The sequence below is a fragment of the Pseudoalteromonas sp. SG44-8 genome (assembly GCF_014164125.1).
In the GTDB taxonomy this organism is placed as follows: domain Bacteria; phylum Pseudomonadota; class Gammaproteobacteria; order Enterobacterales; family Alteromonadaceae; genus Pseudoalteromonas; species Pseudoalteromonas rhizosphaerae.
Window position 1 is genome coordinate 1 of sequence record NZ_JACJEQ010000011.1, and the last position, 18,648, is coordinate 18,648.

16 protein-coding genes are annotated in these 18,648 nt (G+C 37.9%); 3 read left to right on the forward strand and 13 right to left on the reverse strand.

Features of this window, described 5'->3' with window-relative positions; translation table 11 throughout:
* Positions 1–250 precede the first annotated feature (250 nt).
* Together pyrE and rph are read right to left on the reverse strand one after the other, a co-directional pair.
* Complete coding sequence (pyrE, locus tag H5163_RS10665; RefSeq protein ID WP_182735109.1) at positions 251–895, reverse strand: orotate phosphoribosyltransferase; 645 nt, start codon at positions 893–895, stop codon at positions 251–253.
* A 20-nt stretch (positions 896–915) separates the two neighbouring features.
* Positions 916–1,629 carry a ribonuclease PH gene (gene rph, locus H5163_RS10670; protein WP_145237114.1) on the reverse strand — a complete coding sequence of 238 codons (714 nt, stop codon included), beginning with the start codon at positions 1,627–1,629 and terminating at the stop codon, positions 916–918.
* 178 nt (positions 1,630–1,807) lie between these two features.
* On the opposite strand from rph, the gene H5163_RS10675 reads away from it, so the two are divergent.
* Positions 1,808–2,668 carry a YicC/YloC family endoribonuclease gene (locus H5163_RS10675; RefSeq protein WP_182735110.1) on the forward strand — a complete coding sequence of 287 codons (861 nt, stop codon included), beginning with the start codon at positions 1,808–1,810 and terminating at the stop codon, positions 2,666–2,668.
* 66 nt (positions 2,669–2,734) lie between these two features.
* On the opposite strand, the gene H5163_RS10680 is transcribed toward H5163_RS10675, so the two are convergent.
* Positions 2,735–4,732: a response regulator gene (locus H5163_RS10680; RefSeq protein WP_182735111.1), complete on the reverse strand. Its 1,998-nt coding sequence runs from the start codon at positions 4,730–4,732 to the stop codon at positions 2,735–2,737.
* 168 nt (positions 4,733–4,900) lie between these two features.
* Here H5163_RS10680 and yvcK point away from each other — a divergent pair, with 168 nt between their 5' ends.
* On the forward strand, positions 4,901–5,773 hold the full coding sequence (gene yvcK, locus H5163_RS10685; RefSeq protein ID WP_182735112.1) for a uridine diphosphate-N-acetylglucosamine-binding protein YvcK: 873 nt from the start codon (positions 4,901–4,903) through the stop codon (positions 5,771–5,773).
* On the opposite strand, the gene H5163_RS10690 is transcribed toward yvcK, so the two are convergent.
* On the reverse strand, positions 5,770–6,102 hold the full coding sequence (locus H5163_RS10690; protein WP_149980674.1) for an Hpt domain-containing protein: 333 nt from the start codon (positions 6,100–6,102) through the stop codon (positions 5,770–5,772). The genes yvcK and H5163_RS10690 overlap by 4 nt on opposite strands.
* 21 nt (positions 6,103–6,123) lie before the next feature.
* Here H5163_RS10690 and H5163_RS10695 point away from each other — a divergent pair, with 21 nt between their 5' ends.
* Positions 6,124–7,149 carry a glycosyltransferase family 4 protein gene (locus tag H5163_RS10695; RefSeq protein WP_149980673.1) on the forward strand — a complete coding sequence of 342 codons (1,026 nt, stop codon included), beginning with the start codon at positions 6,124–6,126 and terminating at the stop codon, positions 7,147–7,149.
* Here H5163_RS10695 and H5163_RS10700 read toward each other — a convergent pair.
* The 9 genes from H5163_RS10700 to H5163_RS10740 all read right to left on the reverse strand — a co-directional run bounded on the left by H5163_RS10700 (position 7,144) and on the right by H5163_RS10740 (position 18,634).
* On the reverse strand, positions 7,144–8,547 hold the full coding sequence (locus H5163_RS10700; protein WP_182718099.1) for a sigma-54 dependent transcriptional regulator: 1,404 nt from the start codon (positions 8,545–8,547) through the stop codon (positions 7,144–7,146). The two genes, H5163_RS10695 and H5163_RS10700, sit on opposite strands and share 6 nt — an antisense overlap.
* Before the next feature lie 97 nt (positions 8,548–8,644).
* Positions 8,645–10,105 (reverse strand): SpoIIE family protein phosphatase, encoded by a 1,461-nt coding sequence (locus H5163_RS10705; protein ID WP_149980671.1) that lies wholly within the window; start codon positions 10,103–10,105, stop codon positions 8,645–8,647.
* A gap of 7 nt (positions 10,106–10,112) precedes the next feature.
* On the reverse strand, positions 10,113–10,817 hold the full coding sequence (locus tag H5163_RS10710; RefSeq protein ID WP_182732256.1) for an AAA family ATPase: 705 nt from the start codon (positions 10,815–10,817) through the stop codon (positions 10,113–10,115).
* Entirely contained in the window at positions 10,814–12,898 is a 2,085-nt protein-coding gene (locus H5163_RS10715) for an SLBB domain-containing protein (RefSeq protein ID WP_182735113.1), read from the reverse strand. The genes H5163_RS10710 and H5163_RS10715 overlap by 4 nt, the downstream gene beginning before the upstream one ends.
* A gap of 4 nt (positions 12,899–12,902) precedes the next feature.
* On the reverse strand, positions 12,903–13,757 hold the full coding sequence (locus H5163_RS10720) for an OmpA family protein (protein WP_182732254.1): 855 nt from the start codon (positions 13,755–13,757) through the stop codon (positions 12,903–12,905).
* A gap of 20 nt (positions 13,758–13,777) precedes the next feature.
* On the reverse strand, positions 13,778–14,086 hold the full coding sequence (locus tag H5163_RS10725; protein WP_182735114.1) for an STAS domain-containing protein: 309 nt from the start codon (positions 14,084–14,086) through the stop codon (positions 13,778–13,780).
* Between the two features lie 166 nt (positions 14,087–14,252).
* Positions 14,253–16,052, reverse strand: a complete 1,800-nt coding sequence (locus H5163_RS10730; RefSeq protein WP_182735115.1) for a sugar transferase — start codon at positions 16,050–16,052, stop codon at positions 14,253–14,255.
* Between the two features lie 10 nt (positions 16,053–16,062).
* Entirely contained in the window at positions 16,063–17,139 is a 1,077-nt protein-coding gene (locus H5163_RS10735) for a glycosyltransferase (protein WP_182735116.1), read from the reverse strand.
* 1 nt (position 17,140) lies between these two features.
* Positions 17,141–18,634, reverse strand: a complete 1,494-nt coding sequence (locus tag H5163_RS10740; RefSeq protein ID WP_149980664.1) for a GNVR domain-containing protein — start codon at positions 18,632–18,634, stop codon at positions 17,141–17,143.
* Positions 18,635–18,648 lie beyond the last annotated feature (14 nt).

Consider the following 18,648-nt stretch of genomic DNA (forward strand, 5'->3'; position numbering starts at 1 on the left):
CTGATTAACTCTTGCCTCGCTAAGCGTTGCTGTCTGCCGTCTCAGTGGGGTCGCATTATAGGGCGCGGCGAATTTTACGCAAGCGTTTTTTAAAGAAAACTTGAAATAAAGTGCTGTTCGTTCAAAATTCAAGCCAAACCCTACAAAAGAGATACTTTTTTAACTTCAAAATAACTTTATACGGTTATAAAACGCAAAAGCCCGATGAAAATCATCGGGCTTTTGTTGAATAGCTTTAAGTATACTTAGATTAAGCTATACCATATTGCTCACGATAAGCTTTTACTGATGCAAGATGCCCGTTCATAGTACCTTTAGTTTCAAGGTAGCTAATTAAATCTGCAAGTTTTACTATTGAAACTACTTTAGTATTAAAGTCACGTTCTACTTCTTGAATTGCAGACAGTTCAGCTTTGCCTTTTTCTTGACGATCAAGAGCTATCAAGACACCACTTAGATCCGCACCATTTTCTGCAATAATTTCCATAGACTCACGAATTGCTGTGCCAGCAGTGATCACGTCATCTACTAACATGATTTTGCCTTTTAGCTCAGAGCCTACTAATGTGCCGCCTTCACCGTGTGCTTTCTTCTCTTTACGGTTAAAGCAATAAGGCACATCTTTATTGTGATGATCTGCAAGTGCTACTGCGGTAGTTGTTGCAATTGGAATACCTTTATAAGCAGGACCGAATAAAACATCATATTCAATGCCTGCATCTTCAAGGGCGGCAGCATAAAAACGACCAAGACGTGCAAGGTCACGACCTGTATTAAACAACCCCGCATTAAAGAAGTAAGGGCTAGTACGGCCAGACTTTAAAGTAAACTCACCAAACTTTAACACCTGTTTTTCTAAGGCGAATTCAATAAACTCTATTTGATAATCTTTCATTACTATAAACCTATTACTTATTAAGCTAATGCTTGCTTCTGAACGTCAATGATTTCGCGGATTGAATGCTTCGCAAGAGTGAGTAATTCATCAAGCTCATCAAACGAGAAAGGTTCGCCCTCGGCTGTACCCTGCACTTCAATAATTTTACCTGTTTCGGTCAAAATTACGTTCATATCTGTTTCAGCGTCAGAATCTTCTAAATATTCTAAATCGCTAATAGCTTGGCCTTTATAAATACCTACCGAAATAGCTGCAATCATAAACTTAAGAGGATTTGAATTGATCATACCCTTGCTACGCATATGTGTTAACGCATCGACTAGAGCAACACAAGCACCACTGATTGATGCAGTACGAGTTCCGCCATCAGCTTGGATAACATCACAATCAATAGTAATGGTATTTTCGCCTAACGCTTTTAAATCAACTGCGGCACGAAGTGCGCGTGCAATTAAACGTTGAATTTCCATAGTACGACCGCTTTGCTTGCCTCGCGCCGCTTCACGACCATTTCGGGTATGGGTAGAGCGCGGTAACATACCGTACTCAGCTGTGATCCAGCCTTTACCTTGGCCTTTCATAAAACGCGGTACACCTGATTCAACAGTGGCTGTACAAAGTACTTTTGTGTTACCAAACTCAACCAACACAGAGCCTTCAGCATGCAAAGTGTAATTACGTGTAAATGTAACCGGTCTAATTTGGTTAGGTGTTCTTTCGCTTGGACGCATTCACGATCCCCTTAATTCAGAATTTCCCACATTATATGTATATATAGCTGTAGATGCCATGCTGATTTGAACAAAAGCAAATTGTAAAATTCACAGCAACAAAAATTTCCGCTAGAGCTTAACCAGTGTTACGGTATAATCACTTTTAAAATTGTTTAATAAAACTAGGAAACCATCCATGATCCACAGTATGACTGCTTACGCGCGTCGCGAAATAAAAGGCGATTGGGGCACTGGCACGTGGGAAGTTCGTTCAGTTAACCAACGCTACCTTGAAACCTTTATTCGCGCACCTGAGCAATTTCGTGGCATGGAGCCGGTGATCCGTGAGCGCCTACGTAAACATTTACAACGCGGCAAGGTTGAAGTGTTCTTAAAGTTTGTGGCAAACCCAGCCCATGTTGGTGAGCTTTCAATTAATGAGGCTTTAGCTGCACAACTGATCAATAGCGCCAAATGGGTGCAACAACAAAGTAATGGCGATATTAATCCTGTCGACATCTTACGTTGGCCTGGTGTTATGGAAGCTGAAGAGCTAGATATGGATAGTGTTAACACCGCACTCATTGCTGGTTTTGATCAAGTGGTTGAAGATTTTAAATCTGCACGTGGTGATGAAGGCGCTAATCTTGAAGAAATGATAGCCACTCGTCTTGATGCTATTTTAGAGCAAGTAGCGATTGTTGAAACTCACATGCCAGAAATTGCCAAATGGCAGCGTGAAAAATTAGCACAAAAATTAGAAGATTTAACTGCAAATATTGACGAAGCTCGCCTTGAGCAAGAGCTCATCTACCTTGCACAAAAACAAGACGTAGCTGAAGAACTAGACCGTTTAAAATCTCATGTCAAAGAAACTAAAAAAATCCTTAAAAAAGGTGGCGCATGTGGTCGTCGTTTAGATTTTATGATGCAAGAGTTTAACCGCGAAGCAAACACCCTCGCCTCTAAATCAATCAATAGCGACATCACCAATGCTGCTGTTGAGCTTAAAGTATTGATAGAGCAAATGCGTGAACAGATCCAGAATATAGAATAATAAAATTAAAAAAGGCCGTAATTTAACTCATTACGGCCTTTTTTAATCTGTTGTTATTTATGCGCATTACAGCGAGTTTAAAGATGCTTTTAGAGTCTCAAACTTAATTGGTTTGGTCAGTACTTTATTTATACCGACTTTAAAGCACGATGCTTTATCGTCGGTTGCAGCATTGGCGGTGAGTGCGTAAATAGGAATATCGCTTAATAATTCATTACGTATGTATTGTGTAGCAGTTAACCCATCCATCGTTGGCATCATAATATCCATTAAAATTAAATCAAACTTTTTGAGCTTCATAAATTCAATCGCTTCGGCGCCATCATTAGCTATTGTCACTTTATGATTTAATTTTTGTAAGAACGCTTTAATTAATACCTGATTGGTTTTGTTGTCTTCAGCAACGAGGATCGATAAAACAGGATGCTCTGCAGATAGTTCAGGCTTCATTTCACTAATAGGTGCTTCTGCAAATGGAATTAAAATAGTAAAAGTACTGCCAAGCCCAAGTTGCGTATCAACAGTAATTGAGCCCCCCATTAACTCAATTAGGTTTTTTGAAATACTTAACCCAAGACCAACTCCTTCATTCTTTCTGTTAATGCCATCGTTAACTTGCCTGAAAGGCTGAAATATAAAAACCAAATCTTTTTTTGCGATACCAACACCAGAGTCTTGGACAGTAAAGTTAAGCTTTCCATCAACAATACTTACGCATAATAAAATACGTCCAGAGCGCGTAAATTTGAATGCATTTCCAATAATATTAAAGAGTATTTGCCCTAATCTAAACTCATCTCCCATTATAAAGGTAGGTATGTCGTCACTTATTGATACTGAGAAGATTATATCGTCACTGTCTTCTATTATGTGTAACTGCCCTACTATATTCTCTATTAATAATTTTACATTAAGAGGTTTATTAACCAATAAAATTGTTCCTGATTCGATTTTTGAAAAATCAAGCACATCAGTGATTAAGCCATATAGAATATCAGCACTTGAATTAGCATAGTCCAGCCACTGTCGTTGTTCTTTAGTGAGCTCAGTATCCAGTAATAACTCTATCATCCCCATAATCGCATTCATTGGAGTACGGATCTCGTGTGACATGATCGTTAAAAACTTTGACTTGGTTTGACTGGCCTCTTCAGCTTTTAATTTTTCACTTTCAAGTGCGGCCTCTCGCTCTTTTGAAAAAGTAATATCTTTGGCAATCCCTAAATAACCAATAAAATTTCCCTGATCGTCAAACTGTGATTTGCCATTAAGAGATACCCAAAGGGGCTTAGCTGCATAAACTTCAAATTCAAAACCACTAAAATCGTCATACTCTGCAAGTAAAGCTGAGAATTGCTGCCATTTCAGTGTGTTTTTTCGCTCATTAATAGTGAGTAAATTATCAATTTTTTTATTAATAAAAAGTTGGGCGTAAGTGTTATTTTCGCTTTCAATATTATTAACGCTAATAAACGTCATATTAAGATCTGTGCGCCAAAACCACTCACTAGCAAGCTCTTTAAATAAACTAGAGAGTTGAGAAAATTTATCAAGCAGTAAAATAGATTGGTGAGTTTGAGCGTGTAACTTCATTAAGTTCAAAAAAGCATAGAACGCCTGTTGAAAAAACAGCTTTATAAGATCTGAACCTACAACGTCACTGACCCCATTTATGTCTACATTAGTAAAAATAAATATGCCTTGCTGATTGGAGGTGCTAACACTGATCAATAAAGACGTTTTAAGTGCAGTTTTGGCATTGCCCTCTAAAAAATTAAATTCGAGATCTTCTGACGGATTGTTACAAAACGCATAGCTATTTTTTAATACCTGTAAAAACAATCTGCAATGCGGCCATTTCTGATCATAAAAATCAATATTGCTAGTGCCTATAGTTTGATAATGCTTATCAATTTTTTGTAGGATTATACAATCTTGATAATGAAGCAACGGCTGCAAAAAAGCGGAGATAGTCGCTAAAATATCAATTTCATCATTACATTGAGATAATGACTCTAACTGCCTTTGTAATTCACTAACAGTAATTAAATCACTATTTTGCATACCGGTTTCCCCACTTAAAATGCATCGCGTTTTGCAAAAAAAACTTAAGCCGATGACATGACTATTTAATATAGAACAAAATTCAATATAAATCATTGAGTTATTTTTTTGCTAGAGTGGAATGATTTCTGCTTAATTAATGTAAATAACAAACACCAAGGCAAAACGATGAAAATAGTTTGCATAGGCGGTGGGCACGGATTGGCACAAGTTTTAAGCGCAATAAAACCTTTGTGTAATAACTTAACAGCAATCGTTGCAACCACCGATAATGGCGGCAGTACGGGTAGGATTAGAGAAGCACAAAATTGCATCGCCCTTGGTGATATTCGCCGTTGCTGTGTTCAACTAGCGGGTGAAGGTTCAATTGCTCATTCTGTGTATGAACACAGATTTACGAGTGGCGATATTGAAGGTCACAGCTTAGGTAATTTAACTCTTTTAGGTTTGACTCAAGTTATGGCCTCTCCTACTCAGGCTATTGCATGCTTTAATAAACTACTTGGTAATTGTGAAACCGTTTTACCCATGTCTGATATACCAACAGACTTAGTCGCTGAGCTTGATAACGGTGAAAAAGTGTTTGGTGAGTGTGCGATAGATGCCTTAAATTTACTACCTGAGAAAGTATATTTATCTAAAAAAGTACCTGCATCACCAGGCGCTGTTGAAGCTATTTTAAATGCTGACTTAGTGATTATTGGCCCTGGCAGTATCATAACCAGTATTATGCCCGCTTTTTTAATCGACGATATTGCACTCGCTATTCAAAAAACCTCTGCGTGTCGTGTATTTATTGAAAATACAGCGCAAGAGAACAGTGTAATGCAATACACTCATAGTGCAGGTATTGATTGGTTACAAAAAAAGCTCGGCGCTAAAATATACGATTTAAGTATTTCTCCTCCAGCGATTATGGAAATTTTGCAACACGGGAATAAATGCAATAAAACGGGTAAACATTTACATAATATCGATGAGTTAAATAATGTATTTTCAGAATTATTAAAAAGCTCTTTTAATGCAGAAAAACACGCTTAAGCGTTATTAACTAATTGATTAATTTGTTGAAAAGTTTTTTTACTTTGCGAGTCAGCTAATTTTAACAAAGTCCTAACCTCTGGGTTTAAGCCATTGGTCTTAACTTTTTGCTCAATCAGCTGACATGTTTGTGCTAGATGTATTGCACCAAAGCTATAGCTACTGCTTTTTAAGCTATGTGCATGAAGCTCTATATCATTAGTGTTGGTTGAGTTAAGCATTTGTTCTACTAATTTTTTAGACTCGTCAACAAACACTTTGAGTAACTCAATAGCCATGCTGTCGCCAACATCATATTTTAGCTGTTCTATTACAGATATATCTATCATATTTTTCTTTTGAGGTTCGTTATGAATTGCCAGATTATTTTGTTTGTTGACTCTTCCATGATCGGTGGTATAGAAACCCACATCGTGGAACTACACAAACTACTCAGTAAAAATAACGTTTCTTGCTCTGTTTTATTTTATAAAAATCATGGCAATAATGATTTTTATACGTTACTTGATAAGCAAAGCATACGCTATGATTTTCTGCAAGGCACACCTTCGAGTTTAATTAAGCAATTGCGCCGCTACGATGATAATACAGTTATTCATACCCATGGTTATAAAGCGGGTATTTTAGGCCGTTTAGCCTGTAAACTTACTCATAAACATTGTATCAGCACTTACCACGCAGGTGATGCTGGGACAGGTAAAATGTGGCTATATAACAAACTAGACCTGTGGCTTTCATGTTTATCGACCAACTTTGCAGTCTCAGAGCAAATCAGCAAAACAATTAAGAATGCCACATTACTAGAAAACTTTATTGATATTAAAGAACCACCTACGGTTAACTTTTCCTCATCCCCTCTTAGAATTGGATTTGTTGGCCGGTTATCGTATGAAAAAGCTCCTGATATTTTTTATACCTTAGCCGAAAGTATGCAAAACAGTAACAATGTGATGTTTCACCTTTTTGGCGACGGTCCGATGCGCAATACCATCCCGCAACTGGAAAACTTACACTATCATGGTTTAACCAATCGCGACGATATTTGGCATCAAATCGATGTGTTGCTTATCTGCTCAAGAGAGGAAGGTTTACCCATGACATTACTTGAGAGCATGGCGCACCATAAAATCGTAATTAGCAGTCCTGTTGGCGCCATCCCAAATATCATAAAAAATAATACGAATGGCTTATTAATGAAAACAGGTGATGCACAAGAGTGTCAAAATTGTATTAACGCACTTTTAATACAGTCTCCTGATCAAAAAAGCGCTATGGCACAAGCCGCTTACGTCATGCTTAAAGAAAGGTTTTCTGGTAAAAACCAATTTTTGTTATTACAAAATGCGTACACCGCAAAATCACGCTTACGCTTATAAGTTTTCTTCCCAGCTTTTAATTTTTCTATAAAGGGTAGAAGGGCTAACTTCAAGTAATGCTGCTGCTTTGGGAATATTTGTTGAACATATTTTTATAACACGTTCTATATAGTCTTTTTCTGCTAACCAAAGTGCTTTTATATCACTTTCAATTTGCGGTAACTCTTCAAATTCTTGTATTTTAGTATGAGTAAAGCTTTCGTTTGGCTTGTAATTTGGTATTTCTTTCTGAGAGCTTTGTGGCAAGCTGGGCAACATATTTACATCAATCCACTCTTGGGCATTGAGCACTAAAATATTGCGGATCACATTTTCTAACTGTCTCACGTTACCAGGCCAATCATATTGAGCCAGTAAGCGCTTTACATCCTCTGTAATGCCTTTGTACGGATGTTGTTCTTCGCGAGCTATTTTGATAAACAAAGCTTCTGCTATCTCAATAATGTCTGTACTGCGCTCCCTTAATGGTGGCAACTCAATAGGGATCACATGCAATCTATAATATAAGTCTTCTCGAAACCGTCCGGCTTCGACCTCAACAAGTGGATCTCTGTTGGTTGCACACACAAATCGCACATCAACTTTAACAACTTTTTCACTGCCTACTTGCTGATAAGTGCCGGTTTGAATAAAACGCAACAGCTTACTTTGTAAGTTGACGTCCATTTCGCATAGCTCATCTAAAAATAAGGTACCGCCATCAGCTTGACCCGCAGCCCCGAGACGATTCGCAATAGCTCCTGTAAATGCGCCCTTTAAGTGACCAAAAATTTCACTTTCAATTAAATCTTTAGGGATCGCAGCACAATTTAACGCAACAAAAGGCTTATCAGCGCGATTCGATGCTTGATGTACCGCTCGTGCACAGAGCTCTTTTCCTGTGCCACTTTCACCGGTAATGAACACCGTAGCTTTACTTACCGATGCCGAGCTAATTATTTGATAGACAGATTGCATCTGCTTTGAGCTACCAATCAAATCAAAATATCGACCATTTTCGTAGGTATTTTTATATTTCGTGACGGTTTGTTTTAGGTCTTTTATTTTTAGCGCATTGTTTATTGTAATACGAAAGCGCTCTGCCTCAACGGGCTTTTCTAAAAAGTCACTGGCACCGAGCTTGATCGCTTGAATGGCCATTTCTTTTGTCGCATGACCAGTTAAAACAACAACCTGAGGAAAATTATCAGGAGCTAACTTGGCTAAAATATCTAAACCATTCATGTCTGGTAACATGACATCTAATACGATTAGATCAGGCTTTATTTTATCAATAATCGCTAAAGCACTTGCACCATCATTTGCCACCAGAGTATTAACACCTGTAGGAACTAGATAAGATTGATACAACATAGCGAGCGACTGGGTGTCTTCTACAATGAGTATTGTTGGTGGCATAATCCCTTTCCTTTTAGCAGCCCGCTAAGAATTATTTAGATAAAAAATATTAACTTATGAATGTTAAGTTAACTATAGTTACCTCATTAAATCAAATTCAATTAATTATTATTAGTGATGCATCATCAATTTCTTTGGAGAGTGTCACTTGCGAGTTTTTCCATAATGAGTGGGCAAAGTCCTCAGCAGAGTTGCTCTGTGTTGGGATTATTGTTTTTAACTCAGCCATTTCATCTTTGTCAGTAAAGCGATTATCGGTCCAACCATCCGTATAAAGTAAAATATGTTCAATATTTTCTAATTCAGCTTCATAAAGGGTGTATTGATGATCATTAGAAAGGCCTAACAATGGACCTGTTCCCTTTAATTGAGATATTTTTCCATCTTTATCAATAATAACTGGCGGTGGATGTCCGGCATTAAGCCAATACAATTTATTATTTTCTAAAAAACAAATTACCAGTGTAACTAAACTCGATTTGCATAGTTGCTGCTTATAAAGCGCATTATTAAGCGCCACCAGCATGTCTTGATATGCCAATCCAGTTGCTAAAAAGCCACTGATAAAGCCTTTAATCGCAAAGCTTTCTTTAAGTGCTTGCAAGCCGTGCCCCATCATATCACCGAGGATAAAAGCAGTCCCTTCATCATTAATCGGCATAAAAAAGTCACCACCGTTACCGACCGCAATTGAACCAAAAATATGCGCTGTTTTATTATTAGCTAATAACACTTTTGATGGTGTTAAGCCAAATGTGCTCTGATACGATAAGTAAGCGAACCGGTGCGTTACCCTTTCAATACTTTGCAAAAGCTTATTTTTTTTCACTGGTTTAATTAAGTAATCATCGACTCCTAAGCGATTAATTTTACTGATCACTTCTTCGCTGTCATCACCGGTTAACATCACTACCGATAATTGTGATTTGAGATTAGATTTATTTAGTTTTTCTAATAATGGCTCACAAGTGCCTTTTTTTAGTTGGTGATCAAGTAATAAAATACTGGCATCAGAGGTTAAAATAGCCTGCCAACCCGCCTCAATATTTTCGCAGGTGATCACTTGAAACTTGTCTTGAAGATAGGCGCTCATTAATGCAAGCTGGACAACATCATCATCAACATAAATAATACTTGGCCTTTTATCTATGTTAATTAAAGGAAAGGAAAAATAATTTTTAGAGGCTATTGTTTCATACGTTGCATCTGCAAAATAATGACGAATTAACTCAACCCCCATTCCACCTTCAACTAATTCATGCGATTCGATTGTCCAAGATGAGTCATTTTTTTTGAATAAATTATAAGGCTTCAATTCATCTACAAACGTTAAATGATATGTATCAGTATTCGTTTGGCTGATGCGCAACATAATAACGTGCTCATCCCCCTGATTATGCCTAATCAAATTAGTGAGGTACTCCGTTGCAACTAAACCTGCAGCATCCGCTTCATCCCGTTTTACTGACAATGCACCCAACACATGTTTTAACACTTGGCGTATCTCGGTTAACGTTGGCCATAACAATTCAAAGCGTCGTTCAAATAATATATCCATAAAGACCTCAATAATGCTTAAACAGCCACTTTTGCCTGTTGATTTTGTTTGTTAAAAACGTACACACTCTTGGCCATTGAGGTCTATATCTTTGTAAAAGTAATAGCATTCGTTCACCCAAAGGTGCAAAACTATATTGGCTCACTAATAATTTAATATTGCTATGGCCAGCTTGTTTAAGCTCTGCAACGCCGTTACACAAAGACTCTTCATCATTAACACCTAAACCAACTGTTACTAAAGTCAGTTCGCTACATAAACTCAAAGAGTGTAGCGGAATATTATTGCGATTGAGCTTTAACGCAGGAGACATATCAAGTAACACATAATCATATTCTTGTTTTAAACGGATCACAGCCTCATTGAGTACATGTTTATTTTTAGCCGAATCAATGGACTCTAAATTATGTATGCTCAAAATATCTATCCCCTGATAAGGTAATACACTTAACTGGCAAGAAATATCATCAAATCGCCATAGCTTAGTTAAGCTAGATAACTGCTTATCTAAGCGAAACGAACTAATGGGGTTAAGATCAATCACCAATACTGACTTATGTTGACTAACTAATCGCTGGGCAACACTGCTACACGCCGTTGATGAACCTTCGCCACCATACAGCGAAATAAATGTAACGCATCGTGCATCACTATCAACGAGGGTATTACAAATCGTTTCAAGCTCATGATACTGCTCTGGAATTAACTTCATAAACTCACCACTAAAGCAATTATTGTTATAAAATCTAAGAAGTTATCTTTAAATTGACTTAATAGATCTTGCCCCTTATCTGGTACATATAAAGTATCGCCAGCCCTTAATACCGGAATATTTGCCGAGTTTGGTGATTTTATAAATGCTTCAAGATCGAATACTCGAGACTGCTCTTTACAACAAGAATGATTAACCACAACAATTTTATCAATGAGTGCGGAACTTGATGGCCCACCCGCTTCAGCTAATACATCTAAAATAGACATAGTGTCATCAAAGTTATAGCGACCCGGCTTTTGCACTGCCCCCATAATACGAACCACTCTCTCTTTAGGTGTACGTAACCAGTCTTTATCTTTTTCAGGAATAAAAATAGTGTCTCCGGGCAACACATGTGGAAAGAGAGTTTCATCTCCGGTTTCAAAGTACAGAGCTAAATCAAGCTTGCTAACCTTGGCACTATTACCATTACGGTGCGTTACTCTTATATTGCGAATGTCAGCATTGCCATTAGGGCCATCTGCAGCGGCTAAAATATCAATAAAATGCATATTATCATTAAACGCATAGCGCCCAGGTGAGCCCACTTGACCCATAATATAAATAGACTTACTCGACGCTTGGCGTATCCATTGTGATTTATTATCGCCTGGGTCAACTGGCAACTCCTCTACAATCACTGTATCGCCTGCGATCAAATTTGGCAGCGCTGTTTTTCCATCAGTAATAGTGTACTTTTCGAGGTCGAAACGCTGAGTGACATCACCATTACGTAATATTTTAATATCATTAATATTGGCCCCTTTGGTTGGCCCGCCCGCATGAGCTAATAAATCGGTAAAATCCATTTCATCACTCCATTCATAACGTCCAGGAGATTGAATGGCACCAATAATTTTAATCGCACGTTTAGTCGGAATTTTTAACCAGCTTTTTTCGTTTACATCTGTTTTTTCGGGCACGAAAATAACATCACCAGGATTTAAATCAGGTACTTTTGTCGTAATGCTACCTTCACTATAACCTTGTAAATCAAATAAAATACTTTCACCTTGCGGGGTTAATATTTTTATCTGTCGTGTTTCTGCAAAGCGTGTTGGCCCCCCTGCATTAGCTAAAATATCTAGAAAATTGGTACTATCTGCAGCCTCGTAAGCTCCAGGCTTTTGCACTTCCCCCATGATATAAACAGTCCGAGAAGTGGTGTTTACATCATCGACCATTATTGGCACATATATGGTTGAACCAGCTTTGAGAAGCGGCATATTCTTATCAGTGGGTTTATCTAAATATGCTTTTAAATCAAATATCACTGGGGACTTATCGACAATGACTCTAATTTTAGTCACATCAGCATAGCGTGTTACTCCCTCGGCACGCATTAATGCATCTAAGATGGTCATATTTTCTTTAAACGAAAAGCTACCAGGATTATGTACTTCGCCCAAAATTGTAATAGCGCTATTGTCACTGGCATCTCCCGTTGCGCTAAGTGTTTGTGCATCAAAGTCTATTTGTACATTACCAAGTAAAGGAGATACCGGTACAAACACCGTATCTTCACTTTTAAGGGTTGGAAGTAAGCTAATATTACCTGTATCTAAATAGGCTTTATAATTAAACTCAATCACCTCATCGCCTCGTCTTATTTGCAAACGATCGAGCTGAGCGCCAGGCTTTAAACCATTCGCTTTAGCTATTACCATTTGAATATTACCATCATCAGGAATACTGACTTGGGAAGGCGTAATGACATAACCCATCACATTAATAAATATATCTCGGCTGCGGATCTCGACATAAAAGTCATCTATCGCAACAAACAACTCAGCCAAAACCGGTTTTAACTCAAGTTCGATTTGCGCCACTGTTTTATTGGCAACATTAAATTGCCCTACTTCAGGTATGTTGATCTGGCCTTTTTTATCTACTTCAAACGTACCATCAAATTCAACCTCGCCAGGCACATATAAAAAGAGTTTATTACCCGCTTGCACAATTGAGTTATCCGCTTCATTTGCCGCAAAGCTGTTGGTCGCTAAAAAAAACAAAACAAACATTGTGAAAAAATATTTCATTATTTTACTCCTTTTTGCTTTGTATTATTTTAGTCCAGTTCATCAGCGCTTTAGCTTTATTGCTTTCTAAGCCTTGCGTGTTTGCGTCTAGAATTATTGCTTCAACTCTGCGATCTGAATGACGTGTACTCTCAGTTTCTGCGGCATCACTGTAAGACTGCAAACTTCCTTGCGTTAGGGTTGTAATATTTTGCTGTGGCACGCCATAAACGCCAAGCCAATGTTTCACCGTATCGGCACGCTTAAGTGCCAACTCATAATTACTCCCTGAATCTCCAACCGCGTCGGTGTGACCCACAAGTAAAATACTAATACTGCCTAGTTGCTTCGCTAAATCTGCAGCTTGAGCAACTCGTACGGCATATTTAGGGGTTATTTCAAACGCATTAAATGCAAATTGGTTATCGCTATTCAATAGCTGTGCAATTTGTTTTTTGATACTAAATGACGCAGGTTGTTCATTAGTCGTAGAGGCACAATCCGTAACTTTTCTAACCGTATCAAAGTGATTCGTTAACTGATTAAGCCCATGATAATGAATCAGTAAATCATGCTCAGCATCTTCCCACATTTGCCCAGCGATTAATCTACGAATACGATTTTCATAAATTTGTGCTTTTAATAGTTGCGCAGGCATACAAGCTTTAATATCTTGCGATTTTAATAACTCAAGTTTAAGTACAAGGTGTTCAAATTCACTCTTAACAACGTCCTCGGGCTGAGTGAAGTTTTCATCGTACTGCTCATCGGCTAATGGATAGTTTTGATACTTTTCAGCTAAGCCACCTTGGCCGTCATCAGGCCAAGAAGCACAGCCGCCTAAAAACATTATAATAACAATTACTATGCGTGCCTTCATTGTACTCTCCCTGATACCTTTTATATTGAGTCAATAAATGGAATGGTTTTATCGACTCTTAATAAGTTCATTAGCTTAAACGGCTGCCCCGTTACATTAAGTAAAGATAGCTTATTACTTTGTTTTTCAATTCTTTTGTATAGAAAAACAATAGCACCTATTCCTGAAGAGTCGATAAAGTCGGTCTTAGTAAAATCGAGAATCACGAAGTGTGTGCCTTGCTCGACTAGCTGTTCAAACTGATCTTTTAACTCATCGACAGCAAAGCCGGAGAAATCATTAGGAAGTACGACAACTGTTTGTTCTACTTTATTGGCTAAATTTTTCATCTGAATTACCTATTAAAATATAAATACAAATAGACTATTACAAGAAGAATGCCAGAATTAACAAACTGATATTTAAGGGTTTTAAATTATTTTATACTATTTTTTAGAGGAGGGATGCATAATGCAATTGCTTTTTGAGTGCACAATTGCATTATGCGAAACGACGTTACTGACCTTTACCAGTGAATATAACAGCCAACGTTTTAAAGAAAATAGTAAACTCCATATAACACCAACTGCGTGCAGATGAAGTACTTAGCATGTAGGCGTAATCCCAGCCTATTTTGTTGCGCGCATCGTCAATGCTCTCATCGTAACCATTCATCACCTGCGCGAGTCCCGATATACCGGGCTTGATCCCATAAGTACGCTGACAAAAGTACGGGATGTCTTTCTCAAGCTTTGAATAAAACACTGGTCGCTCAGGCCGTGGGCCAATAAGAGACATTTCACCGATCAATACATTCCAAAGTTGTGGTAATTCGTCCAAGCGTGTTTTGCGAATAAATCGTCCAACTGCAGTTATACGAGGATCATCTTTACTTGCCCACACCGCGCCACTTTTTGCTTCTGCATCAACAACCATAGAACGAAATTTTAAAACATTGAATAAAGCGACAAAATCATCATCACTTTGTCCCACTCTCAGCTGTTTAAATAACACCGGGCCCTTTGAAGTCAGTTTAATCACTAATGCAACAGCTAACATAACTGGTGAAAGTAATATTAATCCAACCGCAGAGCCAACTACATCAATAGTGCGCTTAATGGTTTTGATGAATATTTTATTTGATTCTTGGGTTTGATGAACGCGCTGCCAATGCTGGTTATAATCACCACGCTCAAACTTAACAATCCCCCACAGAGCCATAAAATAAGCGCTGATAATATAATTTACACTATCCACAATTGGTAACTTAGCCCTGATATTAAAAGCTTTTTTTGCTACTCCTAAGCCATGAGTACAGACTATCGCAACACATACCACTTTAGGTATTAACAAGCTTGAAGATAGTGCAAGTGAAAAAAGTAACGCGTAAATCAGCAGCAGAATAATAGGCATGATCCCACGCAATACTTTATGTGAAAAATAGTTAAAACTTACCCAGCCTAATTTCGGATTTAATAATTCAAACAACATTTTTATTTGCTGCCAGTTACCCGCACCTAATCTTACTCTTCTGGCATAATCATGACTTTGTTCATCACATTCACGCTCAACGATATTTATTTCACTGTTTACAACGGCTTTCCCACCTTGGTTTAACGCTTTCATAGAGATAATAAAATCGTCATTTATGGTGTTTTCATCTAATAAAGCCGCATGAGCTGAGCGTATCGCAAACATAGCACCTGGCACGCCAATAACAGCCCCTAAAGACGACTCCATACTCTTTACTTTATTTTGATATTGCCAGTACTGTTGCTGCTCAGCAGTGGCTAAATCATCTAAAATATATACGCCGGTGATCACATTAATATTAGGATCTTTAAAATCGGCATCAATTTTATTGAGCACATCAATACTCAGTAGCGCACTAACATCGGTAAAGAGTAAAACATCATAATTTGGCTTACTCAGCTTTATCAGTTCATTGATGCCAAATGATTTGCCTTTATTCACTTTACTAAAATGCAAATGACAAACTACATTTTGCTTTGCAAGATGCGACTGCGCTAGCATCGCTTCGTCATAAGTTTTATCGGTGCAGCCATCAAGATAAACATGAATGGTGTATAGCTCAGTGCTATATAACATTGAGCCTAAGTTATAAAGCTTCTCTGCTATGTGTTCTTGTTCGTTATAAGCACACATTAAAATACCAAAGTGAGTACTGGGTTGGGTATTTTCAGTCATCTCAATCGGTTTACTGTTACTAAATAGCTTTAATAACAGTAAGTAACCAACATGATGATATAAAGCCAGTGTAATTAAAACAGCCAATGTGATCAGTAGAAAAGTCATTGCATTCCCCTTATGAAGCTAAGCCATTATAGAAGTGGTCATACGCTTCACTCATTTTGTTTGCATCTGCAATTGAGAGAATATGCTCTCGAATACACAGCCCATATTTCATGTCTAATGCTTTCAATAGCGCAATTTTTAGGCCAAAAGAGTCATTTGGCTTGACTAATATGCCTTGCTCTTCTGTAACGACCTCGCTGATACCGCCAACATCAGTCGCCACAATTACTTTGCCACACGCCATTGACTCTAAAATTGATAAGGGCAGTCCTTCTCTTTGTGAATAAAGACACATAACGTTAATAGCTGAGTAAAATAGCTGCATATGCTGTACATTTCCTAAAAAATGCACTCGTTCTACCACCCCAAGCGATACTGCCGCACTGAATAACGAAAAGCGTAAGCTACCATTACCAGCAAACACTAATTCGATGTCTTTAGGCAGCAAAGGCAGTAGTTTAATGAGATCCAAATGCCCTTTTCCCGGCTCTAATCGTGCAGAGCAACCAATTAACTTTTTATCAGCAGGAAGATCAAGTTTGAGCCGTGCGGTTGCTTCATTTATGTGATTAAACTGCTGCAAGTCGATACCGTTCAGAATGGTTTTATCTGCCGTGATCGCTGTTTCATTATAAAATTCATTCGCGACCACTTGTGCATCTGCAACCCAGTGAATTTTAGTTAACTTATTAAGTGTTTTGGTAATTAAACGCTGTTTAAAGCTCTTTAAATACCAAGCATCATGAATAGTAGAGACATGCTTTACCTGAGTATTTGTAAGACAGGCTAGACTCGCGTACAACATAGGACCAATGTGATGACTATGAATCACTTTAATCTCGTGTGTTTTAATTATTTCAGTGAGCTTTTTGATAATACTTAGATCAAACCTAGGCGCTTTATCTAAGCTAATCAGTTTTTGTTCAAATAAAGCTAAAGCAGGCCACTCACTAACTGCTTCTTGCTCATTACCCTCTAGCGAAACAATAATACTGGTGCTTGCGAATTGGCTTTTTTGCATTAAGGTCACAGCCATTTTTTCAAGGCCGCCTATTTTAAAGTGCTGAACTAAATGTAGGACGTTCATGCTAACTCCCCTTATTGATAAAGTGCATTGATGGGCTAGCAGGAACATGTAATGAACCTTTGCCAACAATAGGTAAAATAGTAACTACTTCCAAAGCAGATAGTTTTTCAATGGTTTGAATATCTTTTAAGTGACTATCAAATAATGTCGCTACAAATACACAGGTGGTACTTGTAAATATGCCTAAAACAATCCCCAAAATAATCGCCACTACTAAAGAGGTATTGATTGGCTGGGTTGGGCTGTAAGCTCGTTCTATGGTTTTTACTTTGTCAGGCCCTTCATATTTAACTAATTTACCCGTTACTTTTGCCATTTCGTAACGTCCCAGCATATCTTTATAAAGTGATTGCTTAACGTCGTAATCCCGCTCTAGCTTTCTTAATTGTTTCTCTATATCGCTTGTAACTAATAATCTTTCACTCACCGTATTAACTTGCTGCTCCAACATGGCAAACTCTTGTTGATGTTGGAGCACAGTGTTTTTTGCTTCTTCTAATGCAAGTATCTGTGAAACAAGCACATTACTTTCATTGTCTTTGCCATCAGGAAGTGTATTGGCCATTTGCCAAAGTTGATCTATGTTTGTTGCATCTAGATTTTTGCCACTTTCTATTAAAGCCTGTTGGCGAGCTCGAATACTCAGCAGTTCACGTTTTTTCGACACGACTTTACTGTGCTTTTCGGTATAACGGGTTTTTAAAAAGCTCAACTGTGATTCGGCATTAATGATTTTTTCTTCTATGCGTCCTAAAATTGGGTTTGCTTGGCCCATTTTTGTTGTTAGCGCTTCAAGCTTGGCTTTTGCACCTGATAAGACGATAGACTTTTGTTGTTGATCACTCAGTAACTTATCGAACGTTTGTCTATTGCTATGTAAAACAGCAGGTAAAGTGTTGCTATTTTTAGCTTTAAAATTAGCTAGCGACTCTTCAGAAACCTCGAGTTCTTCTCGTAAACTGACTAACTGTTGATAAAAAAATTGCTCAGACGTATCAAGCGAGGCCTTGGTTGGTGCTAATAAACTCTCTATAAATTTCTCAACCACTTTTTCTAATACTGCTTTCATTTGAGTTTGGTCATGCCAAGTAAAGTTAACTCGCACCAATTCATCACCAACCAGTGATAAAGAAAGCGCTTGTGAGAGTTCTTGATGAATTTTTTCAATAACAGCAGGGCTTGCATCTTTAGCAACTAAGTTTGTTTCTTTCGCAACAGCTATCAACACCTTTCGACTTATTACAAGCGTGCGTAATGCAGCCATACGATTTGATAAATCAAACGAAAAAGACAAGTCATCTAAATATGGGTTTAGTAATGCAGATTCTTCTATTAAGATTGTTGCATGGTTTGTGTACTGCTTTTGCGCCGTTGCAGCGAGTAAAATAACCACAACAGGTACGATGAACAGAGGCAAAACAAATAGTTTCGCCCTTGTATAAACTGCATACAAAGCTAAATAAAGTAACCTTTTTATTTGCTCTCTAACTAACATAATCCCTACCTATT